Genomic DNA, 23,338 nt, shown 5'->3' with positions numbered 1-23,338 from the left:
CAATAAATATTTTCGGTATAAAACTTGAAGAATTTAAGTGCTAAGTGCTTGTCTGTTGGGGCTTAGTTTTCTAAGAAACTGATACTTACTAGAAACACAAACAATCATATATTTTGTACCCCTTAATACCAGTAGTTTTTTAATCCCATTCAATGTTCAATATTTCTTGATTTTGAACATCATAAATCTTTCTGTCATTTCTAGAACCAAATTCAAGTCCCCAAAATGTCAAACATTCTTCGGCAGAGTATTTTTCTCCGTCTCCAGCTGGGGAAATCCATTTATCTACACCACCTTCTACCCAATTTGCTTTTTGAATCGGCATACAAATTCTGCTTGGCATCCCAGATCCAGTTTTCCCTAAAGTCCCAATATGCTTTATTAATTCAGGGAACACTTTGCCAACAACTGATGTGAAGAGTTTACCAGAGCCATAAATGACGACAACTGTATCATCAAAGTAAAATCTAACTTGAGTATAGTCCCAACAATCAGTTTTAGACTCTATTTTCTGAAATGCTTTTACAAGAGGTTTAAGAACTATACTTTTCCTACCATTGAATATTAAGTCAAATATTAATCCATCTTTAATTATTCCTGTCAATTTTTGAAAATATTGATTAGTGAAAATTTCTACAATTGTATCTACTATTCCACCAGCTTGTGGACCACCAATGTCTTGTGAATTAGTAATGTAATTTTCTTTTAATTCAAGTTTTAGAGTATCTAGATATTCTTTTTTTAGCTCTGATGATGAGCCAAAGCCACTTCCTTTGTATTTTATTATAACAGCTACTTCTGATTTCATTTTGTTTTACTTACAAGTAACAATTAGATAGTGCATATTATAGCCAGCTACTTTTTGTCATTTTAGGGTAAATCTTTTTTTTAACTTTTATCAGCTCCAATATAAATAAAACCTCTTTTTTGAGTATTTTCCAATAACTATTAATAAAAATTTTAAAACCTTCCTGTGCAACTACACTCATCAATAGTACTACTACCTTGATGCACACGCAACCAAAAACTCTCCCATAAGCTGGCACTAAGTATTGATATGCAGTCTGTAAGGCTTAAGTTTTATACAAAGCTTAGCATAGGCTTAATGCAGTGTTCCGCCCTGGTTTTATACATTCTCATCCTTAAAGCATTACCTTCCCTCTAAAGCTTACTTCCTTTATTCCCTACTACTCACTTGGGTTGGCTGGCTTAAGCTTTCTAAGCGGGCTTTTCCTTACATTTCGCACTCGGGCAAAACTGTTTGTGCAGGTCCGCAGAAAGGCTTTTTTGGGTTAATAATTGATTGTGCAGCTGGTGCACAGTCGTATATTCCTGGTCAAACCTCATTGTGCAGCGCTGCACAATGATTTCTGCCTGGTAAAATATTACATTGCAGGCCAAAAATATCAGTTTTGACCAGGTCGGAAGGACTGTGCAGCCTGGAAAAATCATGGCTGCCACTCAAAAAGTCTTAGGGATGTAAGTGCCATGTAAGTTCTGCCCGGCAGGACTCATTGTGCAGTACCACACAATCATTCCTGCCACCTTATAAGTGTTTGTGCAGCCCGGCAGTGGCACGCCAAAATTTGCACGAATATCCCAACTTCCTTGCATGCTCTATGAAATGCAGTATCATCTCACTTTTGCGGTGTATACTGCCGCCAAATTTGTTGGAGGAATCTGAGAATTCATGTAAAAATCTAAAACGCTGATGGTCATGCAAAAACGAACGGTTTCCTCTGAACTAGTGCAGGCGCATATCGCCATTGAGAACGCCCTGAGTCATGAGCCTATCCTGAAAAAACTGGCGGCATTCAATTACAACCAAAAGCGAATGCTGGAAGGTAAAGTACTCAAAGAAGAGCTAGAAATGCTGGAGTCGGTCAAGCAGGACAAATACGGTCAGCAGTTTAGCAGCACCGATAGTATCTATGCCCAGCAAAAGGAGATCATGCAACGCTATAAGCAGCACTGCAAGCGGGCCCGCATGGCCTTTGAAGGTCAGCGCGGTATACTGGAACAATTACAGCTACCCGGCAAGCGTAAGGGGGATTTCCATGGCCTGATGGGCCAGATCAAGGCCTTCTATACCAAGATAGAGCAGTATGCGGAGCAAGTCAGTAAATTTAACATCAGCCCGGAAGAAGTGGCCCAGACCAAAGCCATGCTGGAAGCCCTGTCTGCCGCCCGTTTGCAACAGCAACAAAGCAAAGGAGAGGCGCAGCATGCCACGCACCAAAGGGATGCCAAGCGTAAGGAGCTAAGAAAGTGGATGTCACAGTTCCGGAAAGTAGCCCGCATCGCCCTGGCCGATGAACCTCAACTACTGGAAAGCCTGGGCATACTCGTCCCGACTCAGAAGGTGTAGCATTGGAGATTACAGATCGCAGAATTAAAATTGATCATACGTTAACCTTCAGGTCATGCCGTAGGCATCTTGACCGTACCCCAAAGCTTCTGAAATTCAGGGTGGTTAAGATTCCCGGGCCCCGGGGGCTCCGCCTGTGGCTACGGAATGACCCTACCCTGGTGCGCTTTTGCGACGCAGGGCGTGTAACGCGTACCCTTACGCTTGTCTGCACCCCATCAGCATAGCCCGATACTTTCCCTGCACTTTATTATAGCCATCATTTCCTATTGCGCGAATAATCGCTTATTTTAATGAGCATGAGCTTAGAGTATTAAGCATTTTTTATGCGCAACAACCTGAAATTTCTGTACGTCACCACAATAGCCATGGGCTGTCTGTCGGCCTGCCAGGTGGACAAACCGGAAGAGATCGTGGCCGTGGAAGATCGTCTGCCCGAGAAAGTCAGCTATAACTTTCATGTCAAGCCTATCCTCTCCGACCGCTGCTTCGCCTGCCACGGTCCGGATGAAGAAAAGCGGGAAGCCGGTCTACGGCTGGATGTGGCGGAAGCTGCTTTCGCCGAACTCCCCGAGAACGCAGGTAAGCACGCCATCATCGCCGGTGATCTATCCGACAGCGAACTCTATCACCGCATCATCAGCCATGATCCCGAAACGCAGATGCCCCCTCCTGCGTCTAACCTCAGCCTGAGTGCCGAAGAAAAAGCCATCCTCGTCCGCTGGATAGAGCAGGGCGCTCAGTACGAACCGCACTGGGCCTTTATTCCTCCTCAGGAAACGGCTGTACCGGAAACCCATGCATCCTGGGTGAAAAATGACATTGATCCTTTTATCCTCAAAACCCTGGGGGAAAAAGGCCTCAGTCCTTCCGCAGCAGCCGATAAAGAAACGCTGATTCGTCGCCTGAGCTTTGACCTCACCGGGCTTCCGCCCACGCTGGAAGAGATAGATGCATTTGTCGCCGACACTTCTCCTGATGCTTACGAAAAGCTGGTAGATCGGCTGCTGGCCTCACCTGCCTATGGGGAACGTATGGCTGCCCACTGGCTGGATGTAGCCCGCTATGCCGACAGTGATGGTTATCTGGACGACAAGCACCGTGATTTCTCCCCCTGGAGAGACTGGGTGATTGAGGCCTTCAACCGGAATATGCCCTACGATGAGTTTGTCACCCTCCAACTGGCCGGTGATCTGCTCCCCAATGCCAGGCAGGAAGACATTCTCCCTACTGCCTTTAACCGACTGCACAAGCGCAATACCGAAGCAGGGATTGTCTTTGAAGAGTACCGGGTAGAATATGTGGCCGACCGTACCAATACTTTAGGCAAAGCCTTCCTCGGTCTCTCCCTGGAATGTGCCCGCTGCCACGATCATAAATACGATCCGGTTTCGCAGGAGGATTACTACAGCATGTTCGCTTTCTTCAACAGTACCTTTGAGTCGGGCAGCCCGGTCTACGGTCCCGACCAGACGCCCGGTCCGGCGCTGCTGCTCAGTGATGAAAAGACCGATGCGCAGATCAATGCACTCAGGCAGTTCATTCATCAGCAGGAAAAAAGCTTAGAAGAAGACAAAGATCAGCAGCGTTTTGCGCAATGGAAGCAAAGCAAACCACAGTTGAGCAGAGACTTAGCCCGAAATATACAGCAGGGTTTACAGGCTTACTATCCGCTGGATGATTTTACGGACCTGGGGAAAGGAAATACGCAGACTGCCAACCTTGTCAATTCCGGTAAACCCGCTACGCTAAAGGAAGCAGTCATCAAAGAAGGCGTGAAAGGCCAAGCTTTCTTTGTCAGTGATTATAATTCTATCGCGCTTGGCGAAAAGATCGGCTGGTTTGAAAGAACCGAGCCTTTTACGGTAGACCTCTGGGTATATCCCGATACGGTATATGAAGAAGCGGGCGTCTTTACCCACTGCGAAGATGTACGACTGGGTTTGAAAGGTTATTCTCTCTATCTCCGCGACAACAAACTGCAATTCATCATGGCCCACTCCTGGCCTCAGAACGCGATAGAGCTTACTACCCAGGAAGCTATTCCTGCTAAACAATGGAGCAGGATCAGCATTACCTACGATGGTTCCAGTCGTTCCGAAGGCATCAGCATTTACCTGAACGGGCAGGAAGCGGAACGCAAAGTGGTGGTAGACAACCTCTACAAAGGCATACTCTACGAACCCAACATCCATACCTATGCTTTCCGGGGCTTCCACCTGGGCAGCCGGGATAAGATCACTCCTATGAAAGAAGGTGGTCTGGACGAAATCCGCATCTACGACCGTCAGCTGACCGCACTGGAAGTGCGTTATCTATGTCAGCCTGAGCAAACAAGGGAAGCATTGGAACAGGAAACAGTATCAGAACAGGCTTTAGCTGAATACTACTTTGCTCATCACAAAAATGCTGCTCAGGCGAAGAAGCTTGATCAGGCACGCCATGAGCTGAATGCTTTGATGAACAGTATTCCCGAGATCATGGTGATGGGCGATCTGCCTGAACCTCGCACCTCTTATCTGTTGCAAAGAGGCAATTACAATCAGCATGGCAAAGAAGTACAACCCGATACACCGGACAAGATATTCAGCTTTCCCGACAGTCTGCCCCGTAACCGTTTGGGATTGGCCCAGTGGATGTTTGCCGATGACAATCCGCTTACCGCCAGGGTGATTGTCAACCGCATCTGGCAGTTGCATTTTGGCAAAGGACTCGTCAAAACCTCCGATGATCTGGGCAATCAGGGTGATCTTCCTACCCATCCCGAGCTACTGGATTACCTGGCAATCTGGCTGCAAGAACATGCGTGGGACCTCAAAGCCCTGCACAAGCTCATTGTGATGTCCGCGACTTACCAGCAAAGCTCTAAAGTCACTCCGGAGCTGTTAGAGAAGGATCCTGAAAACCACTACCTGGCGAGAGCACCCCGCTTCCGTTTGCCTGCGGAGATGATACGCGACAATGCGCTGGCGATCAGTGGCCTTTTGGTAGAAAAGACCGGAGGCGAAAGTGTGTACCCTTACCAGCCGGAAGGCTTGTGGGATGAGCTGAGCAATAAATCGTGGCGCTATCCTTATCTGCAAACCGAAGGCGAAGGCCTGTACCGCCGCAGCATCTACACCATCTGGAAGCGGACTTCCCCTCCCCCTTCCATGCTCATCTTTGACATGCCGCAGAGAGGAGAATGCAAAGTACGACGCACCAGCACCAGCACGCCTTTACAGGCTTTGGTGCTGCTCAACGATCCACAGTTTGTGGAAGCTTCCCGTGTGCTGGCGGAGAAAGTATTGCGGATGGATACTCCCCGCACGGAAGACAAACTGGAAAAGACCTTCCGCCTGATTACCGGACGCAAACCTCAAGCGAAAGAGACCGCGCTATTGCAGGCGCATTACCAAGATGAGTATGAGAAATTTGCGCAGCATCCGGAAGACATGCAGGCTTACCTAAACGTAGGTGCGCAGGAGGTAAAGGCTGACAATCCAACAGCACTTGCTGCGTTGGCAGTAGTCGCCAACAGTATCATGAATACCAACGAAGCATACACCCGAAAATAAATGGCAATGGATAAGCATTTTTCCTCACAAAGCAGAAGACAGTTTTTGAACAAAGCCTCACTGGGCTTCGGCTCTATGGCGCTTTCCTCTCTTTTATCTCCCCTTTCTTCTCTGGGCAATACCTCTGCCAATCAACTTGCTTCGCCAATGGGGGGTGTGCTGGGCAACGGACATTTTCCTGCCAAAGCCAAACGGGTGATCTACCTCTTTCAGAGCGGTGGACCTTCGCAGATAGAAACGTTTGATTACAAACCCGCCCTTAAGAAATGGCATGGCAAAGAGATACCGGATTCTATACGAGGCACACAGCGTAACTCCGGTATGGTCGCCAACCAGTCTACCTTTCCGCTGGTGCAGTCCATCTTTGACTTCAGGCAGTACGGTCAATCAGGAGCATGGGTCAGTGAGTTGATGCCATATACTTCCAAAATTGTAGATGAGCTTTGCATTGTCAAATCAGTCTACACCGAAGCCATCAATCATGAACCGGCGGTGATGTTTGTACAAACCGGATCACAACAGAGCGGACGTCCATCTATCGGTTCGTGGATGAGCTACGGACTGGGTTCCAGTAATCAGAACCTGCCCAACTTTGTGGTATTGGTATCCAAAGGAGGGGGCGCGCAGCCGCTCAACTCTTCGGCCTGGGGCAATGGCTTTCTGCCGTCCCACCATCAGGGCGTACAGTTCCGTTCCGGCAAAGACCCGGTGCTTTACCTCAACAATCCCTACGGCATCCACCAGCACGACCGTCGCCGGGCACTGGACTACATCAAAGAGATGAACCAGATACAACAGGAACTCAGTGGTGATCCTGAGATAGAATCCAAGATACAGCAGTACGAGATGGCCTTCCGTATGCAGACCTCCGTGCCCGATGCGGTAGACCTCTCCAACGAACCGGATTATATCTATGAGATGTACGGAGAAGATGCCCGCCAGCCCGGCACCTATGCGGCCAACTGTCTGCTGGCAAGGAGACTGGCGGAGAAGAATGTCAACTTTATACAACTCTACCACATGGGCTGGGATCAGCATGGTAATCTGCCAGGAGGGATCAGTCGGCAGTGTAAAGACACCGATCAGGCAACTGCTGCCCTCATCATGGACCTGAAGCAAAGAGGATTGCTGGAAGACACGCTGGTGGTTTGGGGCGGTGAGTTTGGACGCACCAGCTTTTCACAGGGCAGACTGACGAAAGAGAACTACGGGCGTGACCATCATCCCGGCTGCTTTACGATGTGGATGGCCGGAGCAGGCGTCAAAGCCGGAATGGTGTACGGAGAGACTGACGAGTTTAGTTATAACGTAAGCGAGAACCCGGTACATGTACATGACTTTCAAGCCACCCTGATGCACCTGCTGGGCATAGACCACGAACGCCTCACCTACAAATACCAGGGCCGCCGCTTTCGCCTCACCGACGTACATGGAAAAGTGGTGCAGGGGATTTTGAGTTAATAGTCCCTATCCTGGATTTAAGAAATCCTTTTGTTTCATACGATTCGCTGCGCAAAATCATCCTCAATGGGGCGTGAAAATTATGCAGATGTATAGAAGTCTCTCAGAACAAAATTGCCCCGGGCTAGTTCTTCCAATTATTCACGTTCCCTTATTGATCAGCGTCACTGGGTTATAGGATACAAGAACAATTCAGAGGGCGTTATACATACTTATTTACAGGAATAAAGTAGCATTTTAAAGTATCTATATACCATGACTTCGTACGCCCTATTGAAAAAAACTTTTCTACTTTCCACGGCCATTGTATTTTCCCTCTTTAATGCTACGTTCACGATGGCCCAATCTGAGCAGGGGCAATTCAGGATTAAAGGCAAAGTACTTGATGATGCTTCCCAGGAACCGATACCTTTTACCCAGGTAGCGCTCTTTGAAGGAGAAACTTCCGACCCTGAAGCGTATTCCACTACCGACGAAGAAGGTAATTTTACTTTGAGAGCTAACCGAGGCAAGTATACCCTCAAATTCTTTTTGGTAGGGTATGAAGACAAAGAAATATCAGATATAGAAGTAAACAATCATGTTGATCTGGACAATATCACACTGACAGAAGAAAATCAGCAACTGGAAGAGGTGGTGGTACAAAGTACCAGAGCGATGATGCAAACCAATGTAGAAGGCATTACCATTAATCCGCAGCAAAATCTATCCAATTTAGGAGGTACCCTCCTTGACATCCTTCGCAATACCCCCTCCGTTAGCGTAAGTGATGATGGTTCTATTTCGTTGAGAGGCAGTAACGGTACCAATGTGCTGATCAACGGCAGAAATTCTTCCTTAACGCAGAATCTGGACAGGATTCCAGCCAGCGCCATTGAACAAATCAAAGTGATCAACAACCCAAATGCAAGATACGATGCCGAGGCGGAGGCTGGTATTATTGACATTGTACTCAAGAAAGGAGATGAGTTAGGTACCCATGGCGGTGTGGATGCCGTATATGGCACAAGAGGCAGGATGAGTGTCGGCGCCCAGTTCAACCATCGTGCAATTAACTATAATGTATACGCCGGTTACAATCTGAGAAGGTGGCGTGATGTCGGGATCAGAAGAAGTGAGCGGGAAATTTTTGGCGATGGAGAGTTCTTAAATCAGGAAACTGATTCGCGTGAAAAGGATCTCGGACATAACTTCAACTATGGCGCTGACTATTATTTTGGGAAAAATACGTTGAGCTATGAAGGTGTCTTCAATACAAGTTTGAATCAGCAGGTAAACACTTTGTATTCTCGGCTTTCTGAACTCAATACTGACGATCTCTTGCTGGAATATGTAAGGAGAAACGACGAGTCCGAAACTGATGATGGGACAGACAATGCCCTCATCTATGAGCGCTCTTTTGATCAGAAAGGAAGATCATTCAAGTTTTCAGCCAGCCAGTCGTACACCAACCAGTACAAAACGCAAAATATTGATATCTTCAGGAATACCGCTACTCCCGACCCTGATGGATTAGATGGTCAGGAAAGAGCTGTTACCGATGAAAAGAGGTTTAACTATGTTTTTCAAGCCGATTATATCCATCCCCTGCCTAAGCAGATGCAATTGGAGACAGGGCTAAAGTCAAACCTAAGGAACTTTGAGTATGATTATGATTATGCAAGATTGGATGAAGCCAACCAGACTTTTGTAGAAGACCCCGCCATCAGCAATCGCTTTGACTACCAGGACAGAATTCATGCGGCATATGTGATTCTTTCCAAAACTTCCGAAAAATTAGATGTAACCGCAGGATTAAGAGGAGAATATACCAGCCTGAGCACCTACCTTTACAATACTGACGAAGAAAACAGGCAGGACTATTTCAATCTGTTTCCAAGTTTGCAAACCCTCTACAAGCTTACGGAAAAACATGCGGCCAAACTGACTTACAGCAGAAGGATAGACAGACCCACAGCATGGAGGTTGAACCCATTTCCTGATATTACCGACTCATTGAATGTAAGAAGAGGAAACCCCAGCCTCCAGCCGGAAATGATCAACTCCCTGGAGTTGGGCCATATTTATGAAGGTGTCAATGTAAGTGTTACGACCAATTTTTTCTACCGGCATATCAGCGGACAACTAGACTACATCACTACGGTGGAAGATGGTATCTCATATTCACAACCCGCTAACCTGAACAGTGCCAGCTCTTATGGGGCAGAATTGATCGGGCTGACGGAACTTGCCCCCTGGTGGACACTAAGTGGTAGTTTGACCGGCTTCAGAATCAATGTGGATGGATCTAATGTAAGTGAAGAGTTTGTCAACAGTGGCTTCGCCTTCAATACCAAAGCCACTTCAGATTTTAAGCTACCTTACAATTTTCTCTTACAGTTGGTTTTCAACTATGATTCCCCCGAAGTGGAAGCCCAGGGAAGAGACTTAGCTCAGTATTATGTAGATGCCAATATTCAAAAGCGTTTCTTTGAAAATAAAGCTAATGTATCTTTAAGTTTGAGAGATGTTTTTGATACCCTGAGATTCGCGGGCAATAGCCTCACGAATACCTTCTCCCAGTCATTTTACGCCAAAAGAGAGACGAGAATTTTGTTATTGAGTGCCCGATATAGCTTTTAATCTATCCAGGTCAGTATCAGGAATGATTAAGCAGTATACACAGATGATTCTAGCTATAACCAGCTAAAGATTCCTAAAGCTTGTTGGCTCATTGAGTTCACTCACACTTATACTGTTAGGGAAACCATCAACGTGTTAAACATCTTATTGAGTCAAACTGCAGGGTAAGCTGAGAATTATTGATTATCCCATTAAAAAACAGTCATGAATTCTTGAATTTGTTTTTACATTCTAATACTGTAAGGACAAATTTATTCCAGATGGGGTAATTCAAATCTTTATCAAAGCATAAAAATGAATAAGGGGAGACTAAATGCCTCCCTCCTTTTCAGTTTATTGATTAATAGGCGTAGGCACCAATATTCCCGGAGGATCAGGTGCGTTGCTGTTGGCATTGATTTCGCTATTGGCATAAATAAAGCGTTCGGGATAAGCCGTAGCACTACCGATATTCAACGGAATAGGCACTGCGATATCCTGATCGGACTTACGCAGACGACGAGCATCATTAAAAGCGGTGAGCTGACCAAAACCTGAAACATACCTTTCCTCTATCACTTCTCTTAAAAACGCCCTGTCAGCAGCTAAGCCATCGGGGTTTTCAATACCACCACTGGTAAAATCCGCTGCTACAAAAGGCTCATAAGTATATGCTAATGTATCTGCCAGAACGTCAAATGTAGCAGCTTCATCCAGTTCTGATCTCAGTTCATTGAGGTAAGGTAAACCATCTGATAGATCACCGGTACGGGCAGCAGTTTCAGCCAGTATTAGCTGATTCTCAGCATAGGAGATCAGAGGCATAGGTTCTACCCTTCCGGCAAAACCTGTTTCTACCGCTCTGCTTTCATCAATGGTAAGATAAGCCTTGCGGGCTTCCTCATTGGTTTTGGCGTGATTGCGGGAATCAGGGTTATCTACATCCAGCAATTGCATCGCGAAGCTATTGCCCGTACCAATATCACCGGTACGACTTCCATTAAGCAATTTAAAGAACAGATTATCATTGTCCTGATTGGCATCATCTATTGGCTTATAGAACATCGTGTTCTCCGGCGAGGATATACCATTCTGAGCAGCACTGAACGCTTCAGCGTATTGCTTGGTCAAGACATAGTAACGAGCTTTCAGGGTCCAGGCAGCTTCTATCCAGAGTGTAGGATCACCTCCATAAAAAATATCAGCTTCTACATTAGGGCTTCCATTTACATTTTCTAAAGTCTGGATAGCATCGTCCAGCAGCGCCTGTAAATCAGCAAAGACCTGCGCCTGAGGATCAAACATAGGGTCATCAATATCTGGCTCAGCCGCTTCACGATAGGGAATATCACCAAAGAGCGAAGCCATATTGCCTACGATATGAGCTTCAACGACCTGAGATATGCCCAGGTAGATGGGATCATCACCCAGTGCTTCCTGTACAAAGCGTAACTGATTTAGTGCGCCCTGATAAGCATCCTCCCAGGTGGCCTCAGACTCGGCTGCCGTGATGTTGTATTCGTAGAGCGTCTTGTAAAGCGACTGGAAACCAATCAACTGTCCACTCCACATACTGGCGATCCTGGGAAGATGGCCGTAATTCATCTGCACATCTACCAGTAAAGCTCCTTTCAAAAACAAGCGGGGGTCAATATTATCCGTGGTGATTTTGTTCGGATTATCATTGATATCATCTACCAGATCCTCACACCCAAAGGTCATGAGCATGGTCAGACTCAGAAATATGTATAATAACTTTTTCATAACAGTTCTAGTAATTGATTTTCAAAGTAAAAAGAACAGAGCGGGTGCTGGGGTTGGTAAAGTAGTCAATACCAAAACCATTGTTTACCCCAAACTGGTTAATCTCAGGGTCAATACCCAGGATATCAGTCCAGAGGAACAGGTTACGACCCGTGACCGAAAACTCTACCGAATTTAGTTTGGTCACATCTCTCAGCCAGCTGTTGTTCAGCACATAGCCCAGCCTGATTTCTCGCAGGCGGGTCCAGGTAGCATCCGCAACTGCAAATTCATTCATCACACCATCACCAAAACCTGCGCCACGACCACGGTACCAGGCTTCATCCAGCAATACCGGACCTGCTCCAAAGTCTTCAATGGCTCCTCTGACAGTAGTCCCTGAAGGTATCACATCACCTGCCACATTGGTAAGCTCCTGCGTAAGCGTAACTTCATTTCCCACGTCAGCATGCGTTCCAAAATTGCGCAAAATAAATCGGGTTCTTTCGGCAAAATCACCTCCCTGCGAGTGTTCAAAAAGTATATTGAAGTTGATGTTTTTATAACTGGCACGTAGCCCTAATCCACCTCTCCAGTCAGGATTAGGATCACCGATCACACCCTGGGTATTGGCAATCTGCGGAAATCCATTGTCATCAAGCAGGAGTGTACCATCATCATTACGCTGAGGTCTCGTGCCCCACAGCACACCCAAAGGATAACCGGGTACGGCACGAGAGCTAATAGACTGGGTAGTTAAATCTACTGACTCTGTTCCCTGCAAACTGATTACTTCATTTTCATTGGTATTAAAGTTGGCGTAGGCGTTCATCGTAAAATTATCCCCCTGGAATACAGCATAATCTAATTCTGCCTCAAAACCTTTGTTCTGCATCGCCCCTGCGTTGGTATACTCACTGAGGAAACCAGAAGAGGGTGTAGTCGCTACTTCAAAAAGAAGGTCATTGATTTCATTCTGATAGTAGGTCATGCTGAGAGACAGACGATCCTGCAAAAACCTCAGGTCGGTACCTATCTCCCACTCTGTCTTGATCTCAGGCTTGAGGTTAGGATTACCTTTGTCATCATCCACCCGGAAGCCACCACCAAACTGAGAGATGTCCAGCCCATCATCATAAGTACTGTAGATAAAGCCGCCCTCAGCCAGAGTCTGGAAGCGGTGCGCCTGTGGCTGTACCCCTACCTGCCCCCATGAAGCTCTCAACTTACCAAAGCTCAGAAAGCCACTATCATCAATTCCACCCAGTTCGGTAAATTGCCAGGCCACATCAAAGGCAGGATAAAAGAAATTACCCTGTACACTGGAAGCCGCTTCAAGGGTACCTGATGCATTGAAATACAACTGATCAAAAAAGTCAAAGTTAAATACTGAGTAAAGACGGTTGGAACGTATAAAGCGCTTAAAGTTCTCAATACTAGAAACCTCATTACTGGTATTGAGGTCGGTAGTCAGCAAATCAACATTTGCCTGAAAGTTGGTCAGTGTGCTGTAGTTAGCGCGTCTTACTCTGTTGTTGTAGTTCCAGCCAATGGTTGTGGTCAGACCCACCGCATCGCTTAGGTTGAATTGTGCTTTACCAATTGCGTCAAAGTTAAACTCACTTTCCGTAATGATGTCTTCATCAAAGCGGCCAAACACCTCACCACCGGAGCCAATGGGATAGAAATAATTTCTCCGGTCAGTATAAGTGTCTACCCCGCCTCTCAGGGTAAAAACAAGCCAGTCATTAGGCTCAATATTGATGTCGCTATTGGCAATAAACCGATCTACCAGCGTATTACTGACCTGCTCATTGGTGGTCCACAGAGGATTATTATAAATAGGGTTATTTGTTGAGCCCAAAGGTCTGCGGTAGGCACGATGCCTGCGAGGATAAGCAGTACCATCTTCATCATAATATGTACCAATGTAGTCCTCAATAGGGAAATCAGGTGGATTTCTTAACAGCCCCAGATAAAGTCCTGCCACATTTGAGCTCTGCTGAATCCGGTTTGATTTGGTATTGGTGTAAGCAGCACGGGAAGAAACATTAAGCCAGTCGGCAAAGAAAGTCTGGTTATTCAGACGAATGTTGGTCCTGTGATAATCACTATTTTTGATGATACCTTCCTGATCCAAACTGCCCAGGCTGAAAAAGAAAGTTGACTTCTCGGAGCCTCCGCTGATGGAGAGATCATTCTGGAAGAAATATCCATTCTGAAAGACCTCATCAAAGTTCTTATCCACATAAGTTTCTCTTGAATTCTTGTTGATAATAGGGTAATACAAAGTGCCGTCTTCGGCTTCAAAATACTCTCCTGAGGTATCCACTTCATCTTCTCCTCCTGCTCTGTCTGCTATTTTGTCACCCCAGGATTCTCTCACGCCAGGGTCCCATTCGCCATTTGTACCTTGCCCAAACCTACTTTGCATGGGATGACGGGTGTTTACTTCGTCTATGGAATAGGTGGAAGAAAAACTTATTTTAGGCCTGCCTGCGCTACCTTGCTTAGTAGTAATTACGATTACACCATTAGCAGCACGAGAACCCCATAATGAGGCGGCGGAGGCACCTTTCAATACTTGTATACTTTCTATGTCGTTGGGGTTAATATCATTGAGGCGTGACTGTTGCGAAGTACCTCCCGAACGGTTAGCACCATTTCCACCACCATACACCGTATTGTTGTTCAATGGAACACCATCTACAATGACCAGAGGGTTAGAAGAACCCGTGATGGTATTGGCTCCCCTGATCTGGATAGTAGACCCGGCACCAGGATCACCATTGGAGCGGGCAATACGCACACTTGCTGCTTTACCGGCCAGGCCATTGATTACGCCTGTTTCACCGGACTGCACTACAGACTCAGCATCTACCCGGGAAGCAGTAGAGCCCAGTTGATCACGATTTTCCTTAAAGCCCAGTGCATTGACTACCACTTCTCCGAGTTGCTGAATATCTTCCTCTAAAGTGACATCAAACTGCGTCTGGTTGTTTACCGGAACCGACTTTTGTGTATATCCGACAGAACTAAACGTTAATGATTCTGCATTCTGAGGAATATTGAGGCGAAACATCCCTTCAATATTTGTGGTAGTACCGATCGTGGTACCTTCCACAAGCACAGTGACTCCGGGGAGTGGTTCTCCACCTTCATCACTTACCGTACCGCTGATACTCACCTCCTGGGCAAATAAGGGCACTGACATCAGCCCTAAAAAAAGGCTAACGGTAATGTATTGTAAAAAGATTTTCATTAAAAAGGTAGTTTGGTTAAAAGATGCTAATTTACCTTTTTTGCCCCCGCTGTCAAACCTCAATAAATATACTGGAAGGCAAATCACCCAATATGGGTGAGAAATTATCGCATTTACAAGACTACCATTTTTTACTTTTTTACGATTAATTATAAAGATGAGAAGAGTATTCTTAAGGCGAATCTTCTGAGTATGCTATCATTCCATTACCATTTTTGTGCTCTACACTACTTTAACAAGATAAAAACCGTTTTTTATCTCTGACATAACATATTATATGCTACAAATTAATATCCTTGAAATATTATAATATCATTTTTTTATTTACCCAATGAAAATTTTTTCATTTTAAGCTGATATTTTCATTTTATGGGGCAATTCTAGCAATTCCCAACTACATCTGATATTTTAGGCCTTTCTTCTACCCTATCTAGCCTTATTCTATGAAAAAATTACTCCTTACACTCTCATTTGTATGTCTCTTATTCAGCTGTCAGGACAGTCAGCAAACTTCTGAAACTGACCTCCCGGAGAAACCGGAACTTACCCAATCTGCACAAGCCAGAGGCGGTATGATAGCAGCAGCGCATCCCTTAGCTGCCGCTGCCGGACGACAAATGCTGAGTATTGGAGGAAACGCGGTTGATGCCGCAGTGGCAGCCGCATTTACTCTGGCAGTAGTTGAACCCAGTATGAGCGGCCTGGGAGGACGCCTGCAAGCCATCGTTCGCCTTCCCGACGGAAAAGTAAAAGGCGTAGATGCTACCACACAGGCGCCAATGTCTTATGATGCAGCAAATGCCCCTCAGGGAAGTTATGGATATCCTACCATCGGTATACCCGGTGTGGTGGCCGGTTTGACCAAACTGCTGGAAGAGCACGGTTCGCTGCCCCTCATTAAAGTGATGGAACCAGCAATCCGCCATGCGGAACAAGGATTCGCATTATTGCCCGGAGAGGCTAGCCGTCACGCACTTGCGCTTGAAGAAATCCAGGAATTTGAAGGCACTAGTGCCTATTTTCTGAAAGAAGATACCACAACTTACGCAGAAGGTGAGATACTGGTGCAAAAAGATCTGGGTAAGACACTGAGAGCCATTGCCGAAGGGGGTGATGACGCGTTTTATCGGGGAGAGATTGCCGAAAAAATCATTGCTGACATACAGGCCAATGGTGGAGTGCTGAGCCTGGAAGACCTAGCAAACTACGAAGCCCTTGACGCAGACATTCTCTCCAGTACCTACAGAGGAAATGAAGTGTATGCCCTCTCTATGCCTTCTTATGGAGCTATTACGCTAGAAATTTTAAATATTCTGGAAAATATGCCCATGCAGGAAGCCAATGAAGCAGACTGGGCTAGTAATATGTATCTGGCGGTAGAACGAGCCTATGAAGATCGCAGGAACCAGACTGAAGATTCTATTCCCATTCTTATTTCCAAAGCGTATGCTCAAAAAGTAGCTGATCAGCTTTCAGTACCTAACGTATTGAGCCGTTTACAGTCTAAAGGGATTCAACTGCCGGAAAGCTGGCTGGCCAAGCAGGGACATACTACCCACTTATCCACTGCCGACCGCAATGGAATGATGGTTTCACTTACCCAGTCACTTGGCCCCAATATGGGGTCTAAAGTGGTCAGCCCTGGTTTGGGATTCTTGTATGCGGTAACCCTGGGTGGATATCTGGGAGATTTTGAACCGGGTCAGAGAGCAGCATCCCATATTTCACCCATTGTAATCACAAGAAATGATCAGCCTTACTTAGCCCTTGGTGCAGCCGGAGGCTCTCGGATCATCTCGGCCATTACTTCAGTAAGCAGCAGAGTAATAGACCAGAACATGGCCTTGCCGGAAGCACTTGCTGCTCCTCGCGTACATCCCGATGATGCAGACAGTGTGTATGTAGAAACGCATAGCGGAGAAGGCTGGAAAGATGAAGTACTTGAAGCCCTGGAGGCCAAAGGTTACCTATTGAATGAAGTCCCTGAAACTGCCCGCTTTGGTCGCGTACATGCTGTGGAATATGACGCGGAAAGCAAACAGTTTATCGGAGCAGCTGACCCGGACTGGGAGGGTGCTGCTGCCGGGGTTCAGTAAGCTTTTTTCGGAATCTTTTTCTCTACTCCATACTTCAGGTGCTTGAGGTTAGCTACGATGATGATGCTGATGATCACAAGTAAGAACCATGAACTGATCTTGCTCAGGTGTACCAGTTGCCAGGTGTTGCTCTGGTCAGGATACTGCCATGCACCAAAGAAAGTAGAAATATTTTCAGCGATCCAGATAAAGAATCCGATGAGCAGAAAAGAGAGTATGGTAGGAATAGGATAGACTTCTCCCCTAACGGTAAAGCGCACATATGACTTACCGAAGATCAAAAAAAGTGAGGCAGTAATCCACCAGCGTATATCGGGCAGAAAATGATGGGTGAAGAAGTTCAGGTAAATAGCCAGCGCTAGAGGGTATGTCCAGTAGTCGGGTGGCCAGTGCATAAAACGCAGTTCCAGCCTGCGCCAGGCCTGGCAGATATAACTCGCTACACTGGCGTACATAAAACCACTGTATAAGGGAACACCTCCGATCTTGGTAAGCGCTTCCTCAGGATAAGACCAGGAACCCATCTGCACTTTATACAGCTCCAATGCCAGGCCAATGACATGAAAGAGGCAGATCACTTTCAGTTCATCCCACGTCTCCAGTTTGGTATAAATCATGAGAAACTGTATCAGCACACAAAGGATAAGAATAAAGTCATATCGATAGAGACCGGGAATCTCTATCAATTTAGAGATTGCCAGCGAAGCAAATATTAATACCGCAAAGATACAGGAGAGTGCCTGCTGAATACCGAAATGGAAAAGTTGTCGGATAAAATGTACCAATGAAATATTCTACTCTTAAAGTTGGATATGTTTTTCTTCTATTACTTCCCAGAACTCATCCACCTTACGCTTTTTCAGGGAAACCATTACTACGGCAGTGCTTTTTGACTTATAAGCTTCCGGTATACGTGAGCCTTTATATAGTTCTACTTTATCAATCCAGCGAGGATCAATGAGCTCTCTTTCCTGATAATCCAATTCATATTGTTGTCCTTCCAGCTCCATAACATAGGTGGGCTCAGACTTGAGCTTTTTGGTGAGCTTGGTATTTAACTCATTTAAGCTGGCACCTGATTTAGGCATAATAATCACTGCCACGATCAACGCAATTAGAAAATGATAGATCATAAGTAGTATTTTTAAGCTGCTTTCGTACAAAGTAGCATTGCTATTTACACAAAATTGTAAGCCGCCTCCATAGGTAATCCTCCAAGTATTACATATGTACAGCTTTTAAGTAATAGTGTATCATTTCCAAACCTCATAATACACAAGTATGATTGTCAAAAACGATAGTGAATACCTGTACAGAAGAGTAATATTGGTTAGCCTGACACTGAGAATACACATTGTTTCAGCCACAAAGAATTATGCATCCACACCATTTCTGCAAATAATTTACTATATTCCCTATAACTTCAGTAAGCCAGAAAGTAGCCTGCTTCTACCTCCAACTTAATATGATACAGAAGTAAGCTTACAGTTTGTCAACAGATTAAGATAGCTCCATCTCCCGTAAAGTTCCGCCTACGAATAGCAACAAGCCGAGGCATATTCAGCCAATATTGGATGTCATAGGTGCTTGTTCTAGCCACAGCACTTTGGGAACGCTATGGTCCACCATCAACCGAATACTCAAACTCACAATACTATGAAAAACACTACACTTATTCCCAATCAGGAAACTCAGAAGAGCAGAGAAGAAGAGAAAAAGGAGCTGATCAACAGGTTGATCAAGCGGCCTGAAATCTATAGCAAGCAGGATACCCATAAACTCTTAGGCGTAGTGAATGGTGATCTTTTTGGGGCGGATGAGCTGGTCAGTGTTATAGACCTGAAGCTGGCTATTCTGAGGATATTTGACCAGAATGAGGATTATAAATTTGACAATGCCAGCTCTGGATATCTGGGAAAACTTAACAATCTAAGTCAGAACAGGAGGAACAAGAAGTTTATCAAGAAACTGAAGAAAAACCCTTTGGCCATGCGGGTAGTGGCTGAAGGTGATTCCTGGTTTGAGCATCCGGTCTCTGATGATGTGATTGACTGGATAGACTACCTGGGAGGCAAAAATATGGCTATTTACAGCCTGGCGCGAGGAGGCGACTTCCTGACCAACATACTGGAAGAAAGAGAATATATCACTGAGTTGTCCATTATCTCCCCCGACGTATTTCTGGTCAGTGCAGGAGGTATAGAGCTGGTCAATCATCGCAGAGTTACTTTGATGGTAAATGCAGAAGGTGGCTGTGTGGATGAAGCTTTTAAACAGCAACATCCGCTGATTAGAAAAGTACTGGGAGATGAATCCCTAAATCCAGAGACCAAGGCTAAAATTGAAAGAGGCTTGCATTTTTTCAATTCAGAGTATTTTGGGCTTATCGCTATTCTGGAGCTTAAGTACAAATATATGATCAAGCAGCTTCGCAAGAAGTTTCCTAACCTCAAACTGATCTGCCACGGTTATGACTACCCTATTCCTTCTTTCAGAAGAGGCCCCTGGACTAAGCCTATTGCCCGCCTGATGCGGATTGTGGGAGACAATGGAAGACATTTTAAGCAACCCATGCTGATCAAAAGAATACTGAAACAGGAAGATCAGAGTGATATCGCCTTTACTATGCTATATCTTTTCAATGAGATGCTGCATGAACTGGTACATGATTCGGTATTTGGCCCGGAAGTATATATGGTTGATTGCCGGGGCTATGCCAAACCGGAAGACTGGTTTGATGAGCTACACCTGGAACCCAAGAAAATAGAGAAGGTGGCTGAAGTTTTTGTACAGTGTATGCATAATTCTGATCCTCAGCAAAAGGTATTTTATGTACGCCCTACCGCCTAAAAGAAAAGAAAAAGCCTTCCACACCATCGGAAGGCTTAATGAGATGCTTAGGCGATTTCCTGACCGCTTATTTTGAACACCCAGGCAAAATCCACATTACTGCCAGCCTCTGAAGGTACGGTAATAGTAAGGCCACTTGTTTCATCGTGAGTCCACTCCAAAGGCTGATCATAGCCCAGCAGATATACTTCTGATCCATCTTCCGGCTTCAGACTTTTGAAATTAAGCTGTCCCTGTGGTGCTTTTAGCGTGATACCATAATAAGTGGACTCCCCTTTTTTCTTGGTAAAACGAATATCTTCACCTTCTTGATAATCGTTTTGCAAACGCTCGGTTTCATAAATTGCCTCTCCATTGATGTCCAGCCAGTCGCCCATCGCCATAAGTCTTTCTACGCTGGGAGCAGGAATTGTGCCTTCCGGAGTAGGTCCTATATTCAGCAAATAGTTTCCTCCTTTGGCAGTAACGTCCACCAGATTGTGAATCAACATTTCTTTAGACTTCCAGTTGTCGTCACTTTTTTTATAACCCCAGCTATCATTCATGGTCATGCAGGCTTCCCAGTCAAACTCGCTGGTACCTTCCAGAATCTCCTGCTCGGGAGTACCAAAGTCACCTACATAATCTTCACTACTGTCATTCATGCCCTGCATTCCCTGACGACCTTTGTCTACCCTGTTGTTGATGATGAGGTTAGGATTAAGCTTACGCAAATGTGTGTACATGCGCACTCCATTTTCATGGGTCCATTCGGGAATCCATTCTCCATCAAACCACATAACATAAGGATCATATTTTTCTACCAGCTCTGTCACCTGAGGGAAGAGGTAGTTGTCTACATATTGCTGAAAATTAGGGTTTTCCTTTTCATCCGTATTGTAGTCTGGATAGTGGGGAGCCTGAGCATCGGGATGATGCCAGTCCATAATGGAATGATAGAAACAAAGCTTAACTCCATGCTTCTCACAGGCAGCCTTCAGTTCAGCCAGCAGGTCGCGCTGGATAGGTGCAAAATCCATCACATCATACTCGCTAACTTCCGAATCCCAAAGGGCAAAACCATCGTGATGCTTGGAAGTAATGACAATGTATTTCATACCGGCATTCTTGGCAATCTCTACCCATTTGTCAGCATCGTATTCTGTCGGGTTAAACTGAGCTGAAAACTTTTCATATTCTTCTACCGGAATCTGGGCGGTATTCATGATCCATTCCCCTACGCCTTCTACTTCTTTGCCCTGATATTCTCCGGCGGGAATAGCATAAGGTCCCCAATGGATAAACATACCAAACTTGGCGTCTCTCCACCACTCCATGCGTTTGTCAAAATCTTCTTCAGACTCGTTCAAAATGTCTTCATCAGTTAAGGTAGTGCTCAATATTGGCGTATTCTCTACCTGCTCACTTTCCTGTCCGCTATTGGATTGGCACTTGCCAAAAAGCAATATAACCACAGCTATCATAATGAATTGATACAATACTTTTCTCATATTTTCTCTCGCTTGTAGTGTATGTTTAGATAGCACGGAAGCTAAACATTAATTTCAAAAAAAACACAAGTGCTAAGACTTTCTCAGCATTTCACCCTGCCATATGCTCCCGTTGGGAAAAGCATAGGCAGTCATAGACTCACTTTTCATGCTGATGCTATAACCGGCTGCAGTGGGCGGCATGTAGCATGCATTTCTGATCACTACCGGATCAATGAAGTGCTCATGAAGATGGTCTACGTACTCAATGATGCGGTTTTCCATACTTCCACTGATCATAATGTAGTCAATCATAGAAATATGCTGCACATATTCACATAAGCCTACGCCTCCGGCATGAGGACAAACTGGTATGTTAAACTTGGCAGCCATCAGCAATACGCTCAGGATTTCGTTCATACCTCCCAGCCTGCAACTATCCAGCTGGCAGAAATCAATAGCTCCGCTTTGTAGAAGTTGTTTGAAGATCACTTTGTTGTGACAATGCTCTCCTGTGGCGACTTTTACCGGGGCTATCGCGTCCCTGATCGCTTTATGGCCCAGTATATCATCAGGACTGGTAGGCTCCTCAATAAACCAGGGGTCATATTTGGCCAGTTGCTTCATATTGTGTATCGCCTGGGGTACATCCCACTTCTGATTGGCATCCATCATCAGCTTAATGTCGTACCCTATTTCTTCCCGGATGATCGCTGCTCTGCGCATATCATCTTCCAGATTATTACCTACCTTCATTTTAATATGCTTCCAGCCCTCTTCCTTTGCCTCTCTGCAAAGTGTTCTGATTTTCTCTTCCGAATAGCCCAGCCAGCCAGCGGAAGTGGTGTAAGCAGGATAACCATGCTCCTGGAGGTAAGCGATACGTTCAGCTTTACCCCTTTCTTTTTCTTTTAGCATGAGAATGGATTCTTCAGAAGTAATCACATCGCTGAGGTAGGTGAAGTCTATGCAGGAGACCAATTCTTCAGCACTCATATCACAGATTAGTTTCCAAAGCGGCTTGTTTTCAGCTTTGGCATACAAATCCCATACTGCATTCACAATTGCTGCGGTGGCCAAATGAATTACACCTTTTTCAGGTCCCAGCCAACGCAACTGACTATCTCCGGTAACCATTCGCCAGAAACCTGCCATATCACTCGTAAAATCACTAAGCTTCTTCCCCTTCAGTAGATATGACATGGCTTTGATAGCCTCCACGCAAACCTCATTCCCCCTTCCAATGGTAAAAGTGAGACCATGTCCTTCAAGAGTGGGTTCATTAGTTTTCAAAATCACATAGGCTGCTGAATAATCAGGATCGGGATTCATAGCATCAGAGCCATCAAGTGACTTACTGGTAGGAAAGCGAATATCCATCACACTGATGGATGTAATGTAGAGTTCCATAGGAAGGCTAAGTTTTAAGGTTGATGTTATTACGATGCCCCATGATAAGAATGCTGTATTAACATGGGATTTTTTTGTTTAAATATATGTAGTAAGCAGTATTTTGTTCTTAACTATCTTTACTATGCTTGATATTCTTGTTGCCTGATCCAGGAAAACATATTGACAACAAAAGGTGAAAGGCCGTAAAAAATGACGCTATCTTTGAGGGGCTTATTTGAAGGAGGTTTTGCATTTGCTGTACTTATCTAAGTAGAGATAATTAAACTACATACCGGCTGAAAGCCCGGTAGATTTGGGTTCGTCTAAAGCCGACTAAAGAATTACGGCTCGTCATGTATTTTGAAATCTTCATTCGGTGGTTCTTTGTCCTGATTTTTGATGTATTCCTCTATTACTTTATCCGTTACATTTCCAGTACTTACTGCAAAATAGCCTCTGGCCCAAATATGCTGGCCCCAAAACTGTTTTTTCAGCTCATTGAATTCCTGAAGCATTTTCCGAGAGGTTTTACCTTTTAG

General features: G+C 45.3%; 14 protein-coding genes. 6 read left to right on the top strand and 8 right to left on the bottom strand.

Annotation, left to right across the window (positions count from 1 at the left end; genetic code table 11):
- Window positions 1-139: 139 nt before the first annotated feature.
- Window positions 140-808, bottom strand: coding sequence for a hypothetical protein (locus tag WJR50_RS11175; protein ID WP_341293356.1), 669 nt, complete (start codon window positions 806-808; stop codon window positions 140-142).
- A gap of 909 nt (window positions 809-1,717) precedes the next feature.
- On the opposite strand from WJR50_RS11175, the gene WJR50_RS11170 reads away from it, so the two are divergent.
- The 4 genes from WJR50_RS11170 (at window position 1,718) to WJR50_RS11155 (ending at window position 10,008) form a co-directional block, all read left to right on the top strand.
- Window positions 1,718-2,368, top strand: a complete 651-nt coding sequence (locus tag WJR50_RS11170) for a PQLLE family protein (protein WP_341293355.1) — start codon at window positions 1,718-1,720, stop codon at window positions 2,366-2,368.
- 326 nt (window positions 2,369-2,694) lie between these two features.
- Window positions 2,695-5,925, top strand: a complete 3,231-nt coding sequence (locus WJR50_RS11165; RefSeq protein ID WP_341293354.1) for a DUF1553 domain-containing protein — start codon at window positions 2,695-2,697, stop codon at window positions 5,923-5,925.
- Between the two features lie 6 nt (window positions 5,926-5,931).
- A complete protein-coding gene (locus tag WJR50_RS11160) occupies window positions 5,932-7,386 on the top strand; it encodes a DUF1501 domain-containing protein (RefSeq protein ID WP_341293353.1) in 1,455 nt (484 codons plus the stop codon).
- Between the two features lie 255 nt (window positions 7,387-7,641).
- Window positions 7,642-10,008 carry a TonB-dependent receptor gene (locus tag WJR50_RS11155; RefSeq protein WP_341293352.1) on the top strand — a complete coding sequence of 789 codons (2,367 nt, stop codon included), beginning with the start codon at window positions 7,642-7,644 and terminating at the stop codon, window positions 10,006-10,008.
- Between the two features lie 333 nt (window positions 10,009-10,341).
- Here the strand turns inward: WJR50_RS11155 and WJR50_RS11150 are convergent, their stop codons facing one another.
- Both WJR50_RS11150 and WJR50_RS11145 read right to left on the bottom strand, forming a co-directional pair.
- Window positions 10,342-11,751 carry a SusD/RagB family nutrient-binding outer membrane lipoprotein gene (locus WJR50_RS11150; RefSeq protein WP_341293351.1) on the bottom strand — a complete coding sequence of 470 codons (1,410 nt, stop codon included), beginning with the start codon at window positions 11,749-11,751 and terminating at the stop codon, window positions 10,342-10,344.
- A 7-nt stretch (window positions 11,752-11,758) separates the two neighbouring features.
- Window positions 11,759-14,992, bottom strand: a complete 3,234-nt coding sequence (locus WJR50_RS11145) for a SusC/RagA family TonB-linked outer membrane protein (protein WP_341293350.1) — start codon at window positions 14,990-14,992, stop codon at window positions 11,759-11,761.
- A gap of 443 nt (window positions 14,993-15,435) precedes the next feature.
- Here WJR50_RS11145 and WJR50_RS11140 point away from each other — a divergent pair, with 443 nt between their 5' ends.
- Window positions 15,436-17,088, top strand: coding sequence for a gamma-glutamyltransferase family protein (locus WJR50_RS11140; protein WP_341293349.1), 1,653 nt, complete (start codon window positions 15,436-15,438; stop codon window positions 17,086-17,088).
- On the opposite strand, the gene WJR50_RS11135 is transcribed toward WJR50_RS11140, so the two are convergent.
- Together WJR50_RS11135 and WJR50_RS11130 are read right to left on the bottom strand one after the other, a co-directional pair.
- Entirely contained in the window at window positions 17,082-17,873 is a 792-nt protein-coding gene (locus tag WJR50_RS11135; protein ID WP_341293348.1) for a DUF817 domain-containing protein, read from the bottom strand. The genes WJR50_RS11140 and WJR50_RS11135 overlap by 7 nt on opposite strands.
- A 15-nt stretch (window positions 17,874-17,888) precedes the next feature.
- Window positions 17,889-18,221, bottom strand: coding sequence for a hypothetical protein (locus WJR50_RS11130; RefSeq protein ID WP_341293347.1), 333 nt, complete (start codon window positions 18,219-18,221; stop codon window positions 17,889-17,891).
- Between the two features lie 523 nt (window positions 18,222-18,744).
- Between WJR50_RS11130 and WJR50_RS11125 the strand changes: the two genes are divergently transcribed.
- Complete coding sequence (locus tag WJR50_RS11125) at window positions 18,745-19,938, top strand: hypothetical protein (RefSeq protein WP_341293346.1); 1,194 nt, start codon at window positions 18,745-18,747, stop codon at window positions 19,936-19,938.
- 47 nt (window positions 19,939-19,985) lie between these two features.
- Here WJR50_RS11125 and WJR50_RS11120 read toward each other — a convergent pair whose 3' ends face one another.
- The 3 genes from WJR50_RS11120 to tnpA all read right to left on the bottom strand — a co-directional run.
- Window positions 19,986-21,428 carry an alpha-L-fucosidase gene (locus WJR50_RS11120; RefSeq protein ID WP_341293345.1) on the bottom strand — a complete coding sequence of 481 codons (1,443 nt, stop codon included), beginning with the start codon at window positions 21,426-21,428 and terminating at the stop codon, window positions 19,986-19,988.
- Window positions 21,429-21,500: 72 nt separating this feature from the next.
- Complete coding sequence (locus WJR50_RS11115) at window positions 21,501-22,817, bottom strand: L-fuconate dehydratase (RefSeq protein WP_341293344.1); 1,317 nt, start codon at window positions 22,815-22,817, stop codon at window positions 21,501-21,503.
- A 323-nt stretch (window positions 22,818-23,140) separates the two neighbouring features.
- On the bottom strand, window positions 23,141-23,338 hold a 198-nt coding region (gene tnpA, locus WJR50_RS11110; protein ID WP_341293343.1), incomplete at its 5' end, for an IS200/IS605 family transposase.

This window comes from Catalinimonas locisalis, assembly GCF_038039535.1.
Classification (GTDB): domain Bacteria; phylum Bacteroidota; class Bacteroidia; order Cytophagales; family Cyclobacteriaceae; genus Catalinimonas.
The sequence above is the reverse complement of the archived record's forward strand: the minus strand, read 5'-3'. Positions and strand labels throughout refer to the sequence as shown.